Consider the following 18,333-nt stretch of genomic DNA (forward strand, 5'->3'; position numbering starts at 1 on the left):
GGTCGGTCCCCGCCTCATGCCGGTGCGCCGCCCGCCACGCGCCTCAGGACTCCAGGGCCAGCGTGGCGAGGTGGCGCGCGATGCCGTTGGTGTCGGTGTCCTCCACGTTGCTGAGCACGACCACCTCGATGTCGTCGTCGGGCAGGTACATGTTGCTCGCGGCGTAGCCCTGGAGCAGACCCGGGTGGTACACGAGCCGGTGCCCGTCGAGCCGGTCGATGAGCCAGCCGAAGGCGTACGCGCTGGACGGCAGGGTGAGGCATCCGCCGGGCGGGCACGGCGCCTGCGGCGTGAGCGCCTCCTCGACGGTGGCGGGTGGCGCGACCAGGTGGGCGCCGAACGACCGGTCCCAGCGGGCGATGTCGTCGGTGGTGGAGTAGATGCCGGTCGCGGCGAACGCCTGGGAGCCGTTGATGGGCGGGGCGGGTGACCCGACCGTGAAGTAGCCCTTCGCGTACCCGGGGGGCGGATTTCCTCGGCTGTAGCCGGTGTGCCGGAGGTGCAGCGGGCCGGTGATCTCGTCGCGCAGCACGGCACCGTACGGCTGGTGCGTCACCCTCTCGATGATCGCCCCGGCCAGGATGAAGCCGGAGTTGGTGTACTTCCAGCTGGTGCCGGGCGGGAAGTCCAGCGGCAGGTTCACGAACCGCTGGATGAGCCTCCGCGTCGTGGTCGGTTGCGAGAGCTCGTCGTAGAAGCCGGGCAGTCCCTGGATGTCGGGGATGCCCGAGGTGTGGATGACGGTCTCGCGGACCGTGATGGGCCGCCACGCCTCCGGGCAGGCGTTGATGAAGACCGGGACGAGATACGGGCAGATCGGGTCGTCCAGGCCGAGCAGCCCGCGGTCGCGCAGCTTCAGCACGAGCATCGCGGTGAACTGCTTGGTGACCGAGGCGAGCCGGAAGACCGTGTTCGGCCGGAGGGGAATGTGGCGTTCCTCGTCGGCCTCGCCGGCGGCGAAGCGCGCCAGCACCCGCCCGCGCCGTACCACCAGCACCGACCCGGTGAACCCGGTGTTCTCGGCCAGATCCCGCAGGTACGACCGCATCGCGGCGGTCGGGGCACCCGGCGGTGCGGCGGGCGGCGGTTCGGGAGCCGACGCCGCGGAGGAGGTGGCGCCGGAACTCTGCGCACCGTGCCCCTGTTGCTGCGCATGGCCGTAGCCGATGTTGGAGTTGCCGTTCCGGATGTCGGTGGCGAGCCGTTCCCGGTGCTGGTTCCGGTTGACGTCGCGGGTGCTCGACCGGCCGCCGTGGGGCCCGCAACAACCGTCGTCGGGAACGGCCGCCTCGGCCACTCCCACCGCGGCGCCGGCTCGGGGAGACGCGCCCGTGGAGAAGAGGACACCGCCGACGAGGGCCGAACCGGACATGACGATCGCCATGCTCTTCGGAAATCCCATTGCTCGACCGCCTTCAGGCATTGACCATGTCGGCGGCGGCAATCGCCCCCATTCAGGCTTAGTCCATGCCGCCTAATGCGCTGACGTCGTCCCCTCCGCCGGTCTGGTGAAACAGCGAGAGGTGAGACTTGGCGCCGACTCGAGGATCAGGTGGCCGTGTTGTGTAACAGAATCCGGACAGAAGCGGCATCGAATCCGATGTCGGAGGTTCTCCGCACGATGGCGGCGAAGGCCGACGCCCTCAGGTCGGCCTTGCGATCTCGCGACTCCGGCCACCGGATTCGACCAGGTGGAGTGGAGCTCAGCCGGGCGTCGCTGCACGCTCATTTCCCCTCCGTGATGGCCTGTGGCGTTGGCGGCTGCCCCCTCAGGAGGGACGAGGTGGCCGCTGGCCGGACACGCCGGGAAGACGACCACCGACCCAGTTGCCTTCAAACAGGGCTTTGCCGCCGTTTTCGGGGGGAGATATCTCATACGGAAAACGCGATTCGGTCACGAGACTTCCTCCGCGGTCGACGATTTCTCCTACCTCTCGCAGGTCGCTTAAGGGATTGCTTTCTCAGCGTGTCACGCGGCGTTTACCGTCGATACGGCTTCACTGCCACCAGATCCAAACCCCCACACGAGAGGTCGAATCGATGGGACGGGAACGAGAACTCGACCCGCGCGTATCGGCGATCGCGCAGTACGGCTATCGCCTCCGGTATTACCGGAAAAAGGCCAATCTCTCCCAAGACGCATTAGGAGCACGATTCGGGGTTACCGGCCAGATGATCGGTCACATCGAGACCGCCAAACGGCCGACCACCCCGGAGATGTCCAAGGGCTTCGACGAGCTCTTCGGCCTCGACGCATACTTCGAAGAACTCTGGTGGCACGTCCGCCGCGAACAGACCCCGAGCTGGTTCCGCGACTACGTCGCCGCCGAAGCCCGCGCGGCCTCCGTCCGCCTCTTCGACCCACTGATGATTCCCGGCCTCCTCCAGACCGAGGCGTACGCCCGCGAGGTCCTGCGCGCCGGGCAGCCGGACGACAAACTGGAGCAACTCGTCGCCGCCCGGCTCGCCCGCCAGGAGATCCTCCAGCGCGAGGAGCCGCCGTGGATGGTCTTCGTCATCTCCGAGTTCGCGCTCCGGCGCATCGTCGGCAATCCCGACATCATGCGGGACCAGTACGCGCGGCTCCTCGAACTAGCCGAGCGTCCGAACATCACCATCCACGTCCTACCGGACAACGCGGCGGTCTATCCGTCAGGCGGCCTCACGGTCTTCAGCTTCGATGAAGCGCCCGACTTGGGGTACGCCGAGGCCGTTAGAGGCCAAGGCGTACTGATCGAACAGCGGAAGTCGATTGAAGTACTTAGAGTGGAGTTCGACTTGGTCAGGTCCGCCGCCTTGTCTGCAGATGCATCGGTCGACCTGATCCGGTCCCTGATCGAAGGGACGTGACATCCATGAACTCGCCCTCGCTGAACTGGAAGAAAAGCACTCGGAGCGGGCACGACGGTGGCCAGTGCGTTGAGGTGACGGTGCTCGATGACCATGATCGGCGCGGCGCCTGACCACGCCCGGCGGAAGGCCCGCGCCTGAGGGCTCAGCCGAGCTACTGGACCGGACGCGCCTCGCCGCGGATCCAGTCGTCGCCGTCCCGGTGAATCCGGCAGTCCCATCCCAGGTCCCGTAGCCGGTCCTGCAACTCACGGGGGTCGACGAAGTTCTTCACGATCCGGTACGTCTCGCCGTCGCGCAGCCGCCGTTCGACGATCTCGCCGGCGCCCGGGACGTAGCTCTCCTTCTCCCGGACATCGACGTGCTCGTCGATGAACAGCACCCGTCCGTCCTCCGTCAGGAGACGCCGCAGCAGCCGCCAGAACTCCTCGAACCGGCTCGTCGGCACATGGGAGAGCCAGGCCGAGAAGAAGATCGCATCGAACCGGTCGTCCGTCGTCCACGAGAACACGTCGGCGACCTCGAACGTGACGTTCCCCGACCTCACCCGGTCACGAGCGATGGCCACCGCCTCGGGTGCCGCGTCGATCGCCACGACCACGTCGGCCGCGCCCGCGAGCGCCTCCGTCCACAGGCCGGTTCCGCAGGCGATCTCCAGCACTCGTCGGCGCGGACTCATCTGCGCGACCAGCCGCGCGATGCGCTCACGAGCCGCCGCGACGTCCCCGTACGCCGTCACGTCGTACTCGCTCGCCCGGCGACGGTAGTAATCGACCTGATCGGCCAGCACCTCATCGGTCATGTCCCGCATCATCACCCGACGACGGCGCACCGGCCACCGCCGGTGGCCCCTCCCGATGGAGGACCTGCGGACGGCCGACCCGCCGGTCATTTTTCAGAGCGACGCCTCGTGCGGGGCTCCTGAACCGTGAAGGCAATTCCTCGGCCGGTTCTCCCTGGCGTGGATCGAGATGGTGCTGACCGAATACCTGCTCGGTGACCACGGGCACCAGGACAACCGGGAATCCGACACGGATGCCCTCGAACTCCTGGCACACCACTACACCCGGCTGGCGATACCCGACTACCCGATGTGGGCGGACCCGCAAGGACCGCCGATGCGATGGTTCTGGGGTCCCGACGTGCTCATCCGTGACGATGGCCGCGCATGGCTATGGGCCGCCGCCCGCACCCCGGAGGCACTCGCGGCGGTACGCCGGGCCATCCCCGGTGACCGGCTCTCGGGGCACTCCTGACCGGGCTCGCCTGCGTCATTTGAAACATTGCCGATAGAGGGTCGGGCAGGCGCCGGTAACCGTAAATCGATTGCGGAACGGCCAATTCTCGTCGCACGTCCGCGAAGCGGTGTTTACGCACGGCCGGAACGGGCCAGTTCGAAGATCGTCACGGATGAGCAGGTGCGCGGAAGATAAGACGATATTACTCTCAAATTGCCAGCCTCCTTGCGCGTGCCGCGCTCGAACTTACCCGGGGAGTTGATCGGCGTGGCGATCGATGTCGGAGCCGGGGCGGGGGAACTCACCGGCGGGCCGGAGCGGTCCATCGTTCCGGACCTGGAGGCGCTGCGCCGGGACGGGTGGCGTCCCGTACCGTTCCGCCAGTTCGTCCTCAAGATCCACAGTCGCTGCAACCTGGCCTGCGACTACTGCTACATGTACGAGATGGCGGACCAGGGGTGGCGGTCCAGGCCGCTGCGCATGACGCCGGCCGTCATCGACCGCGCGGCCGCCCGCATCGCCGAACACACCCGCGCTCACGGCCTCGACCGCGTCCAGCTGGTCCTGCACGGCGGCGAGCCGCTGCTGGCCGGTCCGGATCTCGTGCGCCGCGCGGTGACCTCGGTGCGCACGGCCTGCGGCCCCGGCGTCGCCGTGGACGCCCGCGTCCAGACCAACGGGGTCCTGCTCGATGAGACGTTCCTGCGGCTGTTCACCGAGCTCGACGTGCGGGTGGGAGTGAGCCTGGACGGCGATGCGGCAGGACACGATCTGCACCGGCGGCACGCCGACGGGCGCGGCAGCCACGGCGAGGTCGGGGAGGGACTGCGGCGGCTCACCGCGCCCGCGTACCGCGACCTGTTCGCGGGGCTGCTCTGCACGATCGACCTGCGCAACGACCCGGTCGCGACCTATGAGGCACTCGTGTCGTTCGAGCCGCCGGTCGTCGACTTCCTGCTGCCGCACGGGACCTGGGACACGCCTCCGCCCGGCAGGCGTCCCGACGACCTCGCCACCCCGTACGGGGACTGGCTGGTGCAGGTCTTCGACCGCTGGTGGCACAACCCGGTCCGCGAGACGCGGGTGCGGCTGTTCAGCGAGATCATCCGGCTGCTGTTCGGCCGGCCCTCCCGTACCGAGGCCGTCGGGCTCTCCCCGGTGGCCCTCGTCGTGGTGGAGACCGACGGATCCATCGAGCAGGTCGACACGCTCAAGGCGGCGTACGACGGCGCCGCCGCCACCGGCCTGCACATCGACCGGGACGACTTCGGCACCGTGCTGACGCTGCCGTCGGTCGTGACACGGCAGATCGGCGAACGGGCGCTCTCGGACACCTGCCGGGCCTGCCCGATCCACAAGGTGTGCGGTGGCGGCCTGTACGCCCACCGGTACCGGGCGGGCAGCGGCTTCGCCAATCCCTCGGTCTACTGCCGAGACCTCTTCCGCCTCATCTCCCACATCCGCGAGGCGGTCTCCCGCGACCTGCGCCGGCATCGCGAGGCCGCGAACAAGGACACAACGGCATCCGGGAGGGGCACCGATGAGACGTCATGAACTGCCGGGCAAGGTGTTCTTCGCACTCGCGGCCGGGGGCGGCGGCGCGTTCGCGATCGGCCATCTCCAGGCCGCCCAGTACAGCAAACGCCTGCTCCTCCTGCGCGCGGTCCGGGATCGGGCCATGAGCGGGGAGCCCGAACGAGCGCGCCGAGCCCGGCGCGCCTACGCGCTGCTGGCCGAGATCCAGGAACGTTCACCCGATGCCGTGGACGTGGTGCTGCGCTATCCCACGGCCGGCGCGTGGGCCCGTACGGCCACGATGGGGCCGGCCGACGCGGACGGGTTGACGGTCCTCGCGGCCTCCGCCGCGGTCCACGCGCGCCACCCTCGTCCCGTACGGGTGCCGATCCGGGCGGGCACGGTCGTCCTCCCTTCGCTGGGCCGGGCGGTCCTCCCCGTCCAGGAGGGGACGGCGATCGTGCAGCCGGGCGCCGGCTCCGGCCGCGCGCGGATCACGGTCGCCACCGCGGGCCGGAACACCGGCGCCGCGCCGTCGGTCGACGTCCCCCTCGATCCGCATCGCGACGGTCCCGGCTGGCAGGGGCTGCGGCGGCTGCACGCCGAGTATCACGGCATGGCCCTTCGCCTCCTGCTCGACGACATCGACCCGTACCGCCTGGCCGGCGCCGGCGTGTCCCCGTCCCGGGTGGACGCCGCCGAGCTGGAGACCTGGGAGGCCGCGCTGCGCCGGGCCTGGCGACTGCTCGTACGCCACCACTGGACGGCCGCCGAAGAGGTCGCCGCGGCGCTCTCGGTCGCCACGCCGCTTCTCGCCCGGCCGGACGAGCACACGAGCGCGACGGCGCTGCAAAGCTTCGGCTGCATCGGCATCTCGTACCCGTGGGACGACCACTCGCTGGCCGTGGCCTTCGCCCACGAGATTCAGCACGCGAAACTCGGCGCGCTGACGGACATCGTGTCGTTGGTCGAGCCCGATGACGGCAGTCGTTACTACGCGCCGTGGCGGGACGACCCGCGCCCGGCGTCCGGACTGCTGCACGGCGTGTACGCGCACCTGGGCGTGGCCGGTTACTGGCGCCGGCAGCGCGCCCACGAGGACGGTCACGTCGCCTTCCGCGCACACAGCGAGTTCTCGCGCTGGCGGGACGCGGCGGCACTGGGCGCCCGCGTCCTGCGGGCGAGCGGGAGGCTCACCGAGGAGGGTGAGCTGTTCGTCGCCGAGACCAGCCGCACGCTGAGCCGGTGGTGCCGCGAGCCGGTTCCGGTGGCCGCACTCGACCGCGCGCGGACCGCCGCCCGGGAGCACCGGGCGCGCTGGCAGGCGCAGCACGGCGAACCTCCCGGGGTCGGCGCTCCCGCCCGCTGAGGCCCAGGGGCCCGCGGGCGTACCGATCAGATGGGCGGCGGGTCGAAGTCGAGGTCGAGGTGCCGGCGGGCCATCGCGGCCTCGATGTCGGGATGGTCCGGACCCATCAGCAGGCCGTCGTAGCCGTCGAGAGTCTTCTCGAAGAGCTCGGCCGCCTCCTCCTCGGCGCCGTCCTTCTGCAGGTCGGCCGAGAGGTTGGCGGCGCAGGCGAGGGTCGCCGGGTGGTTCTCTCCCAGCACCGTGCGCAGCCGCCGCAACGTGCCGCGGCCGAGGTTGATGGCCGACTTCAGGTCACCGAGCGCGGCCAGGTCCGTGGCGAGGTTCACGGCGACGGTGAGGGAGTAGTGGTGATTCCGCTCCAGCTTCTTCTCCAGCCCCTCCAGCGCCGTCTCGTTGAGCTGCCGGGCGCGTTCCACGTTCTTGTCGCGGACGCGTTCCAGGATCGCGAGGTTCCCCATGCATCCGTAGTGGTAGGGATGCTCCGGGCCGTAGATGTCGGGGTAGAGACGCAGCGTCTCGGCTGCGAGCTCGTAGGCCTCCGTGATCTGACCGACGGTCCGCAGGATGTTGGCAAGGCACATCGCCGAGGCCAGGGAGTCGGGGTGGGCGCGCCCGTACAGCCGGACGTACCGAGCGTCGATGTCGCGGGCCACCTCGAGCGCCCGGTCGTACTGCCCGGCGCGCCGCAGGGCGATGGAGAAGTCCTTCGTGGTCCGCAGTGCCCACGGGTGGTCCGCTCCGAGCTCCTTGACGCCGTGGGCGTGCGCCTCCTCCCCCACGTCGCAGGCGATCTGGTACTGCCCGCACAGCCGTACGGCACGGGCGAGTCCGCCCCAGGACGACACGATGAAGCCCTGCCCCGCCGTGGCGCCCCCCTGCCTCAGCACCTTCTGGTAGACCTGGTTGTGCAGCTCGCGTGACCGGGGATAGTCGCTGACCAGTCCGTAGTCCACCGCCAGGTTGGAGAGCACGCGGAGCGTACGCGGGTCGTCGGGGCCGAATGTCTTCTCGTGCCGCTGCCGGGAATCATCGTCGTGCGCGCGGGCCTGGCGGAAGTCACCGCGCGCTCGGAGATCGGCGCCGATGCTGTTGACCAGGGACAGATGCGACTCCTGGAACTTCGGATCGTCGCTGTCGATCCGGTTCATCCGGGTGAGCGTCTCCTGGTTGATCCGGTACGCCTCCGCGTAGCGGCCGAGCTCACGCACGATGATGGCGTGATGGCGGCGCGCCTCGAACAACGCCAGGTCGTCGCCGCCCTTCCTCTCCCAGCTGCTCTCGAGTCCTTGGACGATCAAAGCCGCCGACCGGTAGTCACCGGAGGCGTAGAGGTAACGGACGTACTTCAGGATCAGCGTGCGCAGTTCCGGGTCGGCCTCCATGGCGACGTCGGACGAGACGACGTGGGCCAGCAGTCCCGCGTACTGCGGCCAGTTGTCGGTCACATCGGGCGCCTCCGGCGTGGCCGCCAAGAGGAGCTGGTGGACGTCGGCGCGGTATCTGGTGCGTTCGTTCTCGGTCAGCTCGCTGCGCACCAGAGCCTGGATGAGCCGGTGAACCTGGAGAGTGCGGGCCGCATGGTCGACGCGGACCAGTGCGAACCGGTTGAGCTCGCCGATGGCCCGGCCGAGTTCGATGGGATCCCGCAGCAGCGCGACCAGCCTGTCGCTGATCCCCGCCGAGGTTCGGCTGAAGGCCGCACGCGGAATCGGCTCCGGACTGAAGAACGCACAGCAGCGGAGCAGCTCCTCGGCTTCGGGCAGCCGGCCCTTGAGACTGGCGACCGACAGGCCCCAGGCGGCGGTCATCGACGCCGGATACTCGGTCGGTTTTCCCTCCGACAGCAGCTCGGCGGTGCGCTCTTTCAACTGCTGGAGATACTGCTCCACCGGCATGCCCGTCTGAGCCTGCAGCGCGCCCGCCTGTTCGAGGGCCAGCGGGAGGTCACCCAGCTCGTGGGCCAGCTCGGCGGCCTCTTTCTTCGTGATGGCCCCGCGCGGGACGCGTTTGAGCAGGAACTCCACACTCTCTTCGCGCGCGAAGACATCGATCTGGATCGCCTCCGCCTCCGCGTCCCAGCGTGGGTTGCGCGAGGTGATCAGTACGTGGCCGGGCCCCTCGGAGGGGATCACCTCACGGATGTCCTCGGGCTCGTCCGCGTTGTCGAAGATGAGCAGCCAGTTGCTGTAAGGCTCGCCGAGACGCAGCGCGTTGAGCACCGCCTTGGCCGCGTCCTCGATGCCGGTCGCGGTGGCGGGCGGCAACCCGAGGTGCGGGGCCAGACCCGCCAGCGAGGACCGCACCAGGACCGGCTGGTCGGACGGAATCCACCAGACCAGGTCGTAGGCGGACCGATAGCGGTGGGCGTACTCCACCGCCAGCATGGTCTTGCCGACGCCCCCCAGCCCGTGAAGGGCGTGCGGCTCGGCTCCCGGCTGAAACCGGGACACCACGGCGGTGATCTCACCGGTGATGCTGGCGCGGAGCCTGTCGAGCAGCTCCTCGCGGCCGGTGAAGTTCCTGTTACGCGATGGGACGTTCTCCCAAATTTTAGGGGCACGCCCCAACGACTGCGGTGAGAGCGCCGATTCCGTCACGGTAGCGCCTCCACTCCACTGATTCACCGAATTAGTGCGAACATCCTAAGCCGGAAATCGATCGCTGGGCGAGCGTCTCCTGATGCCGCTTCCCCACCTGATGCCGTCGATGATGAAGTGATCAGACTTTGGTCATACTAAAATTCCGATTATGAGCGTCCGAAGAAAAGTGGCGCGAACTGGTCATGTTCAGACCGCCGCGAAGCAGCGATACTGAAGGCCCTAGCGTCGGTCGGCGGTCATCGCCGAGCGGAGGTGAGCGCACATGCGCGAAGACCTGGATTTCCCGGGCTCTCTCATCGATCTCTCCGAGTTCTCCCTGCTCGAGCTCGGTGATCTCGACGCCACCGTGCTCGGTGACGAGCTGAACGATCTCCTGACCCAGGGGAACGAGGAGATCGACATCGCCGTCGCCGGATTCAACGCGATCGTGTGACTCTGACCGGATCCGTGGAACCCCTCACCATGGGCCGCTGACCGACGTACGCTTTGGAGGTCCTGCGAGGAAGGCTCGGCATGGATGAAAGGCGTTCGAACCCCGGCGGTGCCATGGACGCCGCGTACGGATCAAGCGATCCCGAGCACGGTCCCTATGTGGGAGAGCGACCTTTCACCGAAGACGACCACGCGGTGTTCTTCGGGAGGAGTTCCGAGGCCGAGGAGATCGCGGAGCTCTGGCTGAGCAAGCGTCTCACGATTCTCCTCGGACCTTCCGGATGCGGAAAGACCTCGGTCCTCTCGGCGGGGGTCGTTCCCCTCTTGCGTGCGAAATCCGTCGGCCTCCTGCCGGTCGGACGCATCTCGCACGGCTCGGAGTGGTTCCCCATGGCGGCCCTGCCGGAGCGGAACCCGTACACGCCCGCCCTCCTGGCGTCCTGGTGGCCGGACGAGTCGCCCACCCGCGTCTCACCGCTGTCGATCACCGAGTTCCTCCACCGCCGGCAGGAGACCGACCGCCGGCGACGGCGCACACCCTTCCTCGTGGCCATCGACCAGGTCGAGCGCCTCTACCGCAGGAGCGACCCCCGCCCCCGGTTACGCCTCGTCGAGGAACTGCGCGAGGCGATGGAGGCGCTCCCGCGTACACATCTGCTCCTCTCGGCCCGCGAGGAGCACCAGGACGACGTCCTGCACCTGGCCAAGGAGCTGGGCGGCGAGTCCGCACCGCCCTTCCTGCTGCGGCCGCTCGACCGCGGCGGCGCGCTCGAAGCGGTGATCGGCCCGATGGCGGTGGCAGGACGCTCGTGTGACGGTGAGACGGCCGAGTGGCTCGTCGACGACCTGCAGACCATCGCGTCACCGGGCGCGAGCCCGGCCGTGGAGCCGGTCCTCCTGCAGGTCCTGTGCCGCAGGCTGTGGGACGACCTGCCCGGCGGAGCCGACACCGTCTCCCCGCGTCTGGCCCCGAACCTCGACCGGGTCCTGGCCGACTTCTGCCGGCGCACCCTGGCGGCCGTGGCGGCCGACCACGGCCCGCCCCCGGCGATCCTGCTGGAGTGGCTGCGGCAGAACATCCTCGAGCCGCAGCACGGCGCCGACGCCGGGCACTACCGGATCGTTCTGGCCGACTCTGTGCTGAAGGCCCTGGAGGACCGGCACCTGATCAGAGCCCGGTCCGACGGCTTCCGGACGTTCGAGCTCCAGCACCCCGGACTCGCCCAGGCGCTCTGGCGGCTGGGCAAGGCCCGGTGGCCGGCGCGCCGGTCCGAGCCGACGGCGCTCATGCACGCCGCTGAGATCGCCCTGTCGACCGGCGAGACCGATCTGGCCGAACGCCATGCCTCCGACGCACTCCGCGCGTATCCCGAGACCGATCTGCGGGCCCGCGCCAAGGCGCTGTCGTTCCTCGGGAACGTGGCGCTCCAGGAAGGCTGCCTCAGCGACGCCGCCGAACGTTACGACGAGGCGGCGAGCATGTTCGCCGCCCTCGGGCTCACCGAGAACGTCGGGTGGCTGCTCGCCGCCGTCGGCATGCTCAAGCTGAGCATGGGCGACCAGGGCGCCGCCGTCGAGAAGCTGAGCGCCGCGTCGAACCGCGTACCCGGCGACCCGCGCATCCAGACGGAGCTCGCCCGGGCACTGTGGCACACCGGGCAGAAGCAGGCCGCGTTGGCGGTCCTCAGCGGCGTCCTCAAGCGCGACGGCGACCGAGCCGAGGCGCTGCGGACCCGGGGAGAGATCCTGGCCGACATGGGAGAGGCCGAGTCGGCGATACGCGATCTGGAGCGCGTCGGCTCACACCTGCGCCCGTCGGCGCTGGCGGCCCGCGCCCTGGCCCTCGCCCGGCTCTCCCAGCGCGACTCGGCCCGCCGGGAGGAGGCCGAAGAGGCCAGCGCCGAACTCGACAAGGTTCTGCGGAGAGAGCGGCACAGCGGTCCGGTGCTCTTCCGCGCGGCCCAGGTGCGACTGATCGAAGGAGACGCCCGGACCGCCACCGAGCTGGCCTCACGCGCCGTGGACGCCACCGACCCGCCGCTTCCCCCGCACCAGGAGGTGGAGGCCCACCGGCTCATGGAGGAGGCGCACCGGCTCCTGCACAGAATGTGACTGTTGCCACTGTCCCTCCCCTTCCACATCCCGCATCCTGGCGGCATGAACGATGCCGCTTGGGTCTCCCTATTCACCGGTACGTCCACGGCCATCGGCGCCGCGTTAGGGGCCGGCTGGCAGATCCTCGGCGAGAGCCGTCGCGCCGCCCACGAGCTACGGCGCATCCGGGACGAACGCGAGGCCGAGCGCAGCGCCGACCGCGAGCGGCGCCTCCGCCGGGCGGTCAAGGACACCGACGCCGCCGCGTACCGCCTGACCCAGACCGTGGTCCTCTGCCTGCACATGTACCGGAACAAGATCGCGCGCGACGAGAGCGAGCTGCTGGCGCGCCAGCGCCAGGCTCAGGGCGAGTACATCGACGCCAAGGTGGCCATCAAGACGCTGCAGACGATGGTCGGCGAGGACTCTGCCGCCATGGCCGAGATCCACCGCCTGCGCACCACACTCGCCGACGCCTACCGCCACGTCCGCTCCATGGGAAGCACCACCGACGACCCCGACGAGCTGGAGAGACGCGTGGACGGCATCCTGGACGCGCTGAGCTCGGCCGTGCGGTCCGACGGCCGGGCGCAGGCCCCCGGCCCTCACCCGGGCGCGCCGGCCGGGCAGCCCAGCGGATCGGGCTCCCCCTCCTGATCGTCCGGGGCCGGGCCCGGCTGAGGAGCCGCAGGGCTGTGCGGCGAAGCAGGGCTGTGCGGCGAAGCAGGGCCCTGTTGGGCGGCGACCGGCTCCCGGTGCGCGGGCGCCTCCTTCGGACGGTTCCTCCGGCGCGGGGCGGGACGGAGACGGCCGAGGAGCAGGGCGGGACGGAGACGGACGAGGAGGACGACGGCCGCCAGGGCCATCATGACGAAGGCGACGGACCACGCCGTCGCCTGCGGACCCATGATCGCGATTGCGTGTCCGGCGCTGGCCGTGCCCAGCGGGACGGCGCCGAGCACGATGAAGCGTTGCGCGCCGGACACCCGGCCCAGCAGCCAGTGCGGAGTGTTCCCACCCGTGTATGTGGTCAGGATGACGTTCATGTGCGCGCCGATGAACCCGACACCGCCCCAGGCGATGAACCAGAACAGCGGATAGGGCGAGACGGCGATGATCAGCAGCAGAACGGTCCAACCCCAGACGCAGGCGATGACCGCGCGTGACAGCCCGGATCCTGACGCGAATCTTCGCTTCAGCAGCCTCGGCGCCACAAAAGCCCCCAGAAAACCGCCGCATCCGGAGGCCGCCAGCACGACACCGATATTCAATGCCGACACGGCGCCGATATTCGTCGGGCCCGGGTGTCCGCCCTCAAGCCTCGCCACCAGCACCAGAATGACGACCTGGAACAGAAGGTTGGTCGAAGCGGCCACCAGAACCGTGCACAGCAGGAACCGGTCCTTCCACAGCCAGACCAGACCTTTGGTCATCCGGTCGTCATGTGCCCCGTCATCCCGCGTTTTCAGCGACACGCGCATCTTTCGCAGCAATGCGCACGACACCAGGCACGCCACGAAGTCCGCCAGTAGGGGCACGAAACGCCACAACCCAAAGAGCAACCCGCCCATCAGCCGGCCGAGCAGAACGGCGGCATGACTGCGCGCCTCGTTCCGGCCCATGCCTTTGGCCAAACGATCCTCGGGCACGACGAGCGGCACGGCGCTCACCTCGGCCACGCTGAAAAAGGTCACGCAGGCCCCATTGACCACCGCGGTGACGATGAGCAGCGAACGCGGCATGAGCCCGCACGCCAGCAGCAGAGCGGTGGCGACGGCCGTCGTGCCACGGACGGCCTGGACGACCAGCATGGTCCGGCGGCGGTCGAGACGGTCGACCAGCGCTCCGGCGGGGACGTGCAGCAGAACCTGTGGCAGGGTGCCGGCCGCGGCGAGCCAGCCCGCGAAGACCAGGGAGCCGCCAAGCGACAGCGCGAGAAGCGGCATCGCGATGGTGGCGACCTCTCCCCCGAGAAGGGACACCGCCGTCCCGCTCCAAAGCAGCCCGAACTCTCGGCGCCACCCGGAGGAGCCACGCCACCTCGAGAGGGGTGGCCGGAAACCGGCAGTGGCGGACGAAGTTGGCACTTGTGCGCTTCCCCTGTGACTGCGGCCACCACGCCGGGTGGTCGAAACGATTGAGACCCGCACCGGTATTCATCTGGTGCGAGTCTCGCTGTTCGCGTCTCGGGCCACCGTCGCAGCCAGTCCGCAGGGACTTAAAAGTACACGGACGTGACGATCCTGACCTCCGTTTTCGGATGAAGGGCATTACCCGCCGCCCCGACCTCCGCCGGGTAACGCATCCGGGGTCATCCTTTCGCGCCCGAACAGCGGGAACGCCCTATGGCCTGACGTGTCGAGACTTAGTGCTCGTACCCAGATGGTGCGGGCTCATCGCGCCGCCACACGCGTTTCCACAGTTCACGCGCAGGACGTTTACGTACCGATGACCTGACCTAGCCTCACGCCCGATCCCACGAGATTCATAGCGGTCGACGCCGACCTCCTTCTTGGTGAGAACACATGCACCTTTCACAGCAATATGCACGACACCGGGCGGCCGGCCTCGGCGCTGCTCGCTCACCCCGCTCCGTGGTCGCGACCGCTACGGACCGCACGGCGTCATGATCGCTCCATGCTCGACGGGGGCGGCCCGCTCATCGACCGAGGTGGCATGCCGGTGCTGCAAATGGGGAACGCGGAGTGCGTCCAAGGTCGTTCTGAATGTCATGGAACGGGCATCACCGACGGCGGCCGCCTCCCTGGTCCGTCCCCGCTCTGGGGAAGGCGCGACCACACCGTCATATCTCTAAGGTCCGTGCCGTACGGTGCATGGGAGACCGAACCATAGATAGGAGGCGGAACCGGCGATGCCGAACGCTGAGTGCGCGCGGTGCGGCCACACCAACCCGGACGGTGCCCGCTTCTGCTCGAGTTGTGGCGCCCCGCTCACCGGGGAGGCCCCGCCGATCATGAACGAACCGGGCACCTCGACGTCCACGATGTCGCTGAGCGCGATCCAGGCGGCCGTCGAGGCCGACCAGGACGAGGGGCCGGCGATCGATCCCGGACCGGTCGAGGCACTCCCTCCCGACACGGCGCTGCTCCTCGTCAGAGGAGGGCCCAACGCCGGGAGCAGGTTCCTCCTCGACCGTGACACCACGACCGTGGGTCGCCATCCGCACAGCGACATCTTCCTCGACGACGTCACCGTGTCCCGCAAGCACGTCGAGTTCCTCCGGCACAACGGCCGGTTCTGGATCCGCGATGCGGGAAGCCTCAACGGCACCTACGTCAACCGCGAGCGCGTCGACGAGTCGGTGCTGTCCAGCGGTGACGAGGTGCAGATAGGCAAGTTCCGTCTGGTGTACGTCGGCAACGCCCCCCTCGCCGGCGTTCCGGCCGGTTCGGCCGGGTCGGAGCGTCCGCCCAAGCGCGGCCGGTGGAACTTCTGGCGCCGGCGCTGACCGGCCCCGAGCCTCGTCGTTCGGCGCCGGCGCGCGGGGCGCGGCCGGCCGAATCAAGGACCCCGCGAATCGAGGCGACGACGGGACGAGGGATTCAGAAACGGAAGACGTGGCCGCCCGTCACGATATTCGCGACGCACGGGTTGCTGAACGTGTTCGTGTAGTTCACGGGTAGGCCACGCCAGTGACCGACCGCCGATGCGACGGTCGGGTCGTAGTAGCCGCCGCAGCCGCCCAGCTGGTACGGCGGGATACGCGCGATGTCGCCGTTCGCCGCGATCAGGTCCTGGCAGGCGGCGTCGCCGGCGGGGTGCGTCCCCCCGGTCGGCTCGCAGGTGAGCGTCACGGTCCTGGTGCCGATCAACGGGGACGAGAGGCTCAGGGTGAGCGCGTCCGCCGCGGCGGAGGCGGTCGGGGCGGCCGTCACCGAGACCGCGACCGAGCCTGCGGCCACCGCCGTCGCAGTCATCAACCGAAAAGACCCCACGGTCTTCTCCTTTCACCGCGATCGACCTGTCGAGTGCTCATTCACGCTACTTCCCTCGACCACTCTCATCGCGATTTTCATGGACCGAAGGCGGCCATATGGGCGGACCTCGAAGAATCCCCTGAAATCCATGAAAGGGCGATGCCTGCTCCGCGTATCGGCCCCTCCGCCGGGGAGCGCACGCGTCGGATGGGAGCGAGACGGCTGCGGCCGCGCTCGGCTGAGCCGCCTCCGGCAGAATCGCGGAGGACCATGCGGTCCGGCCGCGCAGGCCCACGCGATCCGAGGGAGTACGTGCATGGCGGGCGATGACGCTGAAATCGTCGACGAGCTGAGAATCGGCGGGAGGGACCGCAACTTCACGATCCGATTGCCCCGGGCGACGGTGGACGGCCGGGAGCCGCCCCTCGTACTCGTGCTCCATGGCAACGGCCCGGACCCCGGGGGTCCCGTCATGCGCGAGTGGACCACGTTCGACGAACAGGCGGATGAGTGGGGCCTGGCGGTCGCCTACCCGGACGGGATCGGGGGGTGCTGGGCGGACGGCCGGGGCGTCACCGCCGCCGACCAGGCGGGAGTGGACGACGTCGCCTTCCTCCGCGCGGTCATCGAACGGTCGGCCGAACGCCACGGCACCTCTCCCGATCGGGTCGTGGTGGCGGGGATGTCCAACGGCGCGTTCATGGGGCACCGGCTGGCGTTGGCGGCGAGCGCCCAGGTGGCGGTGCTGGCGACGGTCGCGGGCGGGCTGCCCGCCGCCCTACTGGACGTGCGGCCGACGCACGCCGTCTCGGCCATGCTGATCCACGGCACGGCCGACCGGATCGTCCCGATCGACGGGGGGCACTCGCGGCGCCGCGGGCCGAACGGCGAGCTGCGCGGCCGCACGCTGTCGCTGCGGGAGACGGCCGAGCACTGGCGGACGATCGACCGGTGCCCGTCCGGACCGGGCGAGACGCACACCACCGAGTCGTCGAGCCGCACGACGGTCCACGGCGGCGTCGGCGGAACACGGGTGGTCGCCTGGACGGTCTTCGGCGGCGGTCACACCTGGCCGGGTACGCCCACCCCGCCCGAGTGGGACGAGCCGGCCACCTTGGAGTTCGACGCGGCCGAGGAGATCTGCCGCTTCGCCCGGCCCCTGCTCGTCTCCCCGGACCTCCGGCGGCTCTGAACGCCCGCTCCCACCGCCCGCCGAGACCACCACCGACCGCTCCCACCACCAACCGGCACCACCACCGACCGGCACCACCGCCGACTGCTCCCACCACCGACCGGCACCACCACGAACCGCTCCCACCGCCGACCGGCACCGGCGCGGTCCTGCCGGGCTGCGGCCGGATCGAGATCTCGCCGCTACCCGGACGGGCCATGCTGAGGACCGTGGGCGGGCCGCGGAGGGCGCCATGGGATGGAAACGGTGGGCCGCGTCGGGGACGGTCTTGGTCCTGTTCCTCGTCGTCGTCGGTTGCGGAGCCGGGGGGCCGCGTCCGGCACCGGGAGCCCACGTCACCGTCGTCCTGCGGGCGGACGGCAGTGGCCGGGCCGATCTCTGGGTCGGCGGTGGCGTGCGCTCGGACCGCGAGCTGCGGGACCTGGGCCGGCGGGTGGCCGCGGCGCTGTTCCGGGGGCAGGTCCTCGGGCCGACGACCGTCGAACGGGGCTCGGCCTTCACGTTCGCCCGTACGGAGGTCGTGCGGGCGTACCGGCCCGGTCCGCGCCCCGTTTTCGACATCGCCGGTGGGAGCGTCGGCCCGGTGCTGAAGGCCGCCGGATATCCCGGTTACACGTTGCGGCTCCGGCCGCCCCTGGTCCGTACGTCGATCGGCGGCCGAACGCATCCGCCCGGGTTCGAGTACGCGTGGCGCGTCTCGCCGGGTGACCCGCCACCGGCCGGTTCGATGGTCATGCAGCCCCGGCTGCTGCACTGGGCCGTCGAAATGGCGTTGCTGGCCGTCGCCGCCGCGGCGGTGCTGAGCGGGTTCGTCAGCCGTGACGCGCGGGTCGGGTTCGGCGGGTGTGCCGCCGGTTCGGTGGCCGCGGTGGCGGTCCTGCTGACCGACCGGGCGTCCGGGGACGCCCTGGGCACCCTGGGCCACCTCAGCGGAACCCGGCTCACGCTGGTGACGCGGCTGCCCCTCGTCGCGTTGCCCGTGGTGGCGCTCGCGGTGATCCGGCTCCTGCTCCTCATCGCGCGGCAGACGGCGACGCCGCGCCCGGAGTGAACCGCCACGACGCCTCCGGCTCCCGAAGACCGGCCTGGATGTCGTACCGACATG

General features: G+C 69.9%; 16 protein-coding genes. 11 read left to right on the forward strand and 5 right to left on the reverse strand.

From position 1 onward, the window contains the following. Positions 1–43 precede the first annotated feature (43 nt). Positions 44–1,402 carry a serine hydrolase domain-containing protein gene (locus NDW01_RS35960; RefSeq protein WP_252828818.1) on the reverse strand — a complete coding sequence of 453 codons (1,359 nt, stop codon included), beginning with the start codon at positions 1,400–1,402 and terminating at the stop codon, positions 44–46. Positions 1,403–1,953: 551 nt separating this feature from the next. Here NDW01_RS35960 and NDW01_RS35965 point away from each other — a divergent pair. Both NDW01_RS35965 and NDW01_RS44555 read left to right on the forward strand, forming a co-directional pair. Continuing rightward, complete coding sequence (locus NDW01_RS35965) at positions 1,954–2,850, forward strand: helix-turn-helix domain-containing protein (protein ID WP_252828819.1); 897 nt, start codon at positions 1,954–1,956, stop codon at positions 2,848–2,850. A 5-nt stretch (positions 2,851–2,855) separates the two neighbouring features. After that, the gene (locus tag NDW01_RS44555) at positions 2,856–2,963 is read left to right on the forward strand and encodes a DUF397 domain-containing protein (RefSeq protein ID WP_406567793.1); all 108 of its coding nucleotides are present in this window, start codon (positions 2,856–2,858) and stop codon (positions 2,961–2,963) included. A gap of 41 nt (positions 2,964–3,004) precedes the next feature. Here NDW01_RS44555 and NDW01_RS35970 read toward each other — a convergent pair whose 3' ends face one another. Next, positions 3,005–3,652, reverse strand: coding sequence for a class I SAM-dependent methyltransferase (locus NDW01_RS35970; RefSeq protein ID WP_252828820.1), 648 nt, complete (start codon positions 3,650–3,652; stop codon positions 3,005–3,007). A 169-nt stretch (positions 3,653–3,821) separates the two neighbouring features. On the opposite strand from NDW01_RS35970, the gene NDW01_RS35975 reads away from it, so the two are divergent. The 3 genes from NDW01_RS35975 to NDW01_RS35985 all read left to right on the forward strand — a co-directional run bounded on the left by NDW01_RS35975 (position 3,822) and on the right by NDW01_RS35985 (position 6,972). Further along, positions 3,822–4,106 carry a hypothetical protein gene (locus tag NDW01_RS35975; protein WP_252828821.1) on the forward strand — a complete coding sequence of 95 codons (285 nt, stop codon included), beginning with the start codon at positions 3,822–3,824 and terminating at the stop codon, positions 4,104–4,106. 249 nt (positions 4,107–4,355) lie between these two features. Beyond that, positions 4,356–5,642, forward strand: coding sequence for an FxsB family cyclophane-forming radical SAM/SPASM peptide maturase (locus NDW01_RS35980; RefSeq protein ID WP_406567794.1), 1,287 nt, complete (start codon positions 4,356–4,358; stop codon positions 5,640–5,642). Next, complete coding sequence (locus tag NDW01_RS35985) at positions 5,629–6,972, forward strand: HEXXH motif domain-containing protein (RefSeq protein WP_252828822.1); 1,344 nt, start codon at positions 5,629–5,631, stop codon at positions 6,970–6,972. The genes NDW01_RS35980 and NDW01_RS35985 overlap by 14 nt, the downstream gene beginning before the upstream one ends. A gap of 26 nt (positions 6,973–6,998) precedes the next feature. Here the strand turns inward: NDW01_RS35985 and fxsT are convergent, their stop codons facing one another. Next, positions 6,999–9,569: an FxSxx-COOH system tetratricopeptide repeat protein gene (gene fxsT, locus NDW01_RS35990; protein ID WP_252828823.1), complete on the reverse strand. Its 2,571-nt coding sequence runs from the start codon at positions 9,567–9,569 to the stop codon at positions 6,999–7,001. 265 nt (positions 9,570–9,834) lie between these two features. Between fxsT and NDW01_RS35995 the strand changes: the two genes are divergently transcribed. From NDW01_RS35995 to NDW01_RS36005, 3 genes are all read left to right on the forward strand, one after another. Next, entirely contained in the window at positions 9,835–10,005 is a 171-nt protein-coding gene (locus NDW01_RS35995) for a hypothetical protein (RefSeq protein WP_252828824.1), read from the forward strand. A gap of 80 nt (positions 10,006–10,085) precedes the next feature. Continuing rightward, positions 10,086–12,116: a tetratricopeptide repeat protein gene (locus NDW01_RS36000; RefSeq protein ID WP_252828825.1), complete on the forward strand. Its 2,031-nt coding sequence runs from the start codon at positions 10,086–10,088 to the stop codon at positions 12,114–12,116. 45 nt (positions 12,117–12,161) lie between these two features. Continuing rightward, the gene (locus NDW01_RS36005; RefSeq protein ID WP_252828826.1) at positions 12,162–12,755 is read left to right on the forward strand and encodes a hypothetical protein; all 594 of its coding nucleotides are present in this window, start codon (positions 12,162–12,164) and stop codon (positions 12,753–12,755) included. On the opposite strand, the gene NDW01_RS36010 is transcribed toward NDW01_RS36005, so the two are convergent. Continuing rightward, on the reverse strand, positions 12,704–14,248 hold the full coding sequence (locus tag NDW01_RS36010) for an MFS transporter (protein WP_308211853.1): 1,545 nt from the start codon (positions 14,246–14,248) through the stop codon (positions 12,704–12,706). The two genes, NDW01_RS36005 and NDW01_RS36010, sit on opposite strands and share 52 nt — an antisense overlap. A 722-nt stretch (positions 14,249–14,970) precedes the next feature. Here NDW01_RS36010 and NDW01_RS36015 point away from each other — a divergent pair. Continuing rightward, positions 14,971–15,567 (forward strand): FHA domain-containing protein, encoded by a 597-nt coding sequence (locus NDW01_RS36015; RefSeq protein WP_252828828.1) that lies wholly within the window; start codon positions 14,971–14,973, stop codon positions 15,565–15,567. Between the two features lie 94 nt (positions 15,568–15,661). On the opposite strand, the gene NDW01_RS36020 is transcribed toward NDW01_RS36015, so the two are convergent. After that, positions 15,662–16,036, reverse strand: a complete 375-nt coding sequence (locus NDW01_RS36020; protein WP_252828829.1) for an SSI family serine proteinase inhibitor — start codon at positions 16,034–16,036, stop codon at positions 15,662–15,664. 316 nt (positions 16,037–16,352) lie between these two features. Here NDW01_RS36020 and NDW01_RS36025 point away from each other — a divergent pair, with 316 nt between their 5' ends. Together NDW01_RS36025 and NDW01_RS36030 are read left to right on the forward strand one after the other, a co-directional pair. After that, entirely contained in the window at positions 16,353–17,228 is an 876-nt protein-coding gene (locus NDW01_RS36025; RefSeq protein ID WP_252828830.1) for an alpha/beta hydrolase family esterase, read from the forward strand. Between the two features lie 232 nt (positions 17,229–17,460). Beyond that, on the forward strand, positions 17,461–18,279 hold the full coding sequence (locus NDW01_RS36030) for a hypothetical protein (protein ID WP_252828831.1): 819 nt from the start codon (positions 17,461–17,463) through the stop codon (positions 18,277–18,279). The last annotated feature ends 54 nt before the right edge of the window (positions 18,280–18,333 follow it).

It is taken from the genome of Actinoallomurus soli, assembly GCF_024055715.1.
Classification (GTDB): Bacteria; Actinomycetota; Actinomycetes; order Streptosporangiales; family Streptosporangiaceae; genus Actinoallomurus; species Actinoallomurus soli.

Bases quoted from the DNA above. Each gene is read 5' to 3' on its own strand.
- NDW01_RS35960 (WP_252828818.1), bottom strand. From the start codon at position 1,402: ATGGGATTTCCGAAGAGCATGGCGATCGTCATGTCCGGTTCGGCCCTC.
- NDW01_RS44555 (WP_406567793.1), top strand. From the start codon at position 2,856: ATGAACTCGCCCTCGCTGAACTGGAAGAAAAGCACTCGGAGCGGGCAC.
- NDW01_RS35970 (WP_252828820.1), bottom strand. From the start codon at position 3,652: ATGACCGATGAGGTGCTGGCCGATCAGGTCGATTACTACCGTCGCCGG.
- NDW01_RS35975 (WP_252828821.1), top strand. From the start codon at position 3,822: ATGGTGCTGACCGAATACCTGCTCGGTGACCACGGGCACCAGGACAAC.
- NDW01_RS35985 (WP_252828822.1), top strand. From the start codon at position 5,629: ATGAGACGTCATGAACTGCCGGGCAAGGTGTTCTTCGCACTCGCGGCC.
- NDW01_RS35995 (WP_252828824.1), top strand. From the start codon at position 9,835: ATGCGCGAAGACCTGGATTTCCCGGGCTCTCTCATCGATCTCTCCGAG.
- NDW01_RS36000 (WP_252828825.1), top strand. From the start codon at position 10,086: ATGGATGAAAGGCGTTCGAACCCCGGCGGTGCCATGGACGCCGCGTAC.
- NDW01_RS36005 (WP_252828826.1), top strand. From the start codon at position 12,162: ATGAACGATGCCGCTTGGGTCTCCCTATTCACCGGTACGTCCACGGCC.
- NDW01_RS36015 (WP_252828828.1), top strand. From the start codon at position 14,971: ATGCCGAACGCTGAGTGCGCGCGGTGCGGCCACACCAACCCGGACGGT.
- NDW01_RS36020 (WP_252828829.1), bottom strand. From the start codon at position 16,036: ATGACTGCGACGGCGGTGGCCGCAGGCTCGGTCGCGGTCTCGGTGACG.
- NDW01_RS36025 (WP_252828830.1), top strand. From the start codon at position 16,353: ATGGCGGGCGATGACGCTGAAATCGTCGACGAGCTGAGAATCGGCGGG.
- NDW01_RS36030 (WP_252828831.1), top strand. From the start codon at position 17,461: ATGGGATGGAAACGGTGGGCCGCGTCGGGGACGGTCTTGGTCCTGTTC.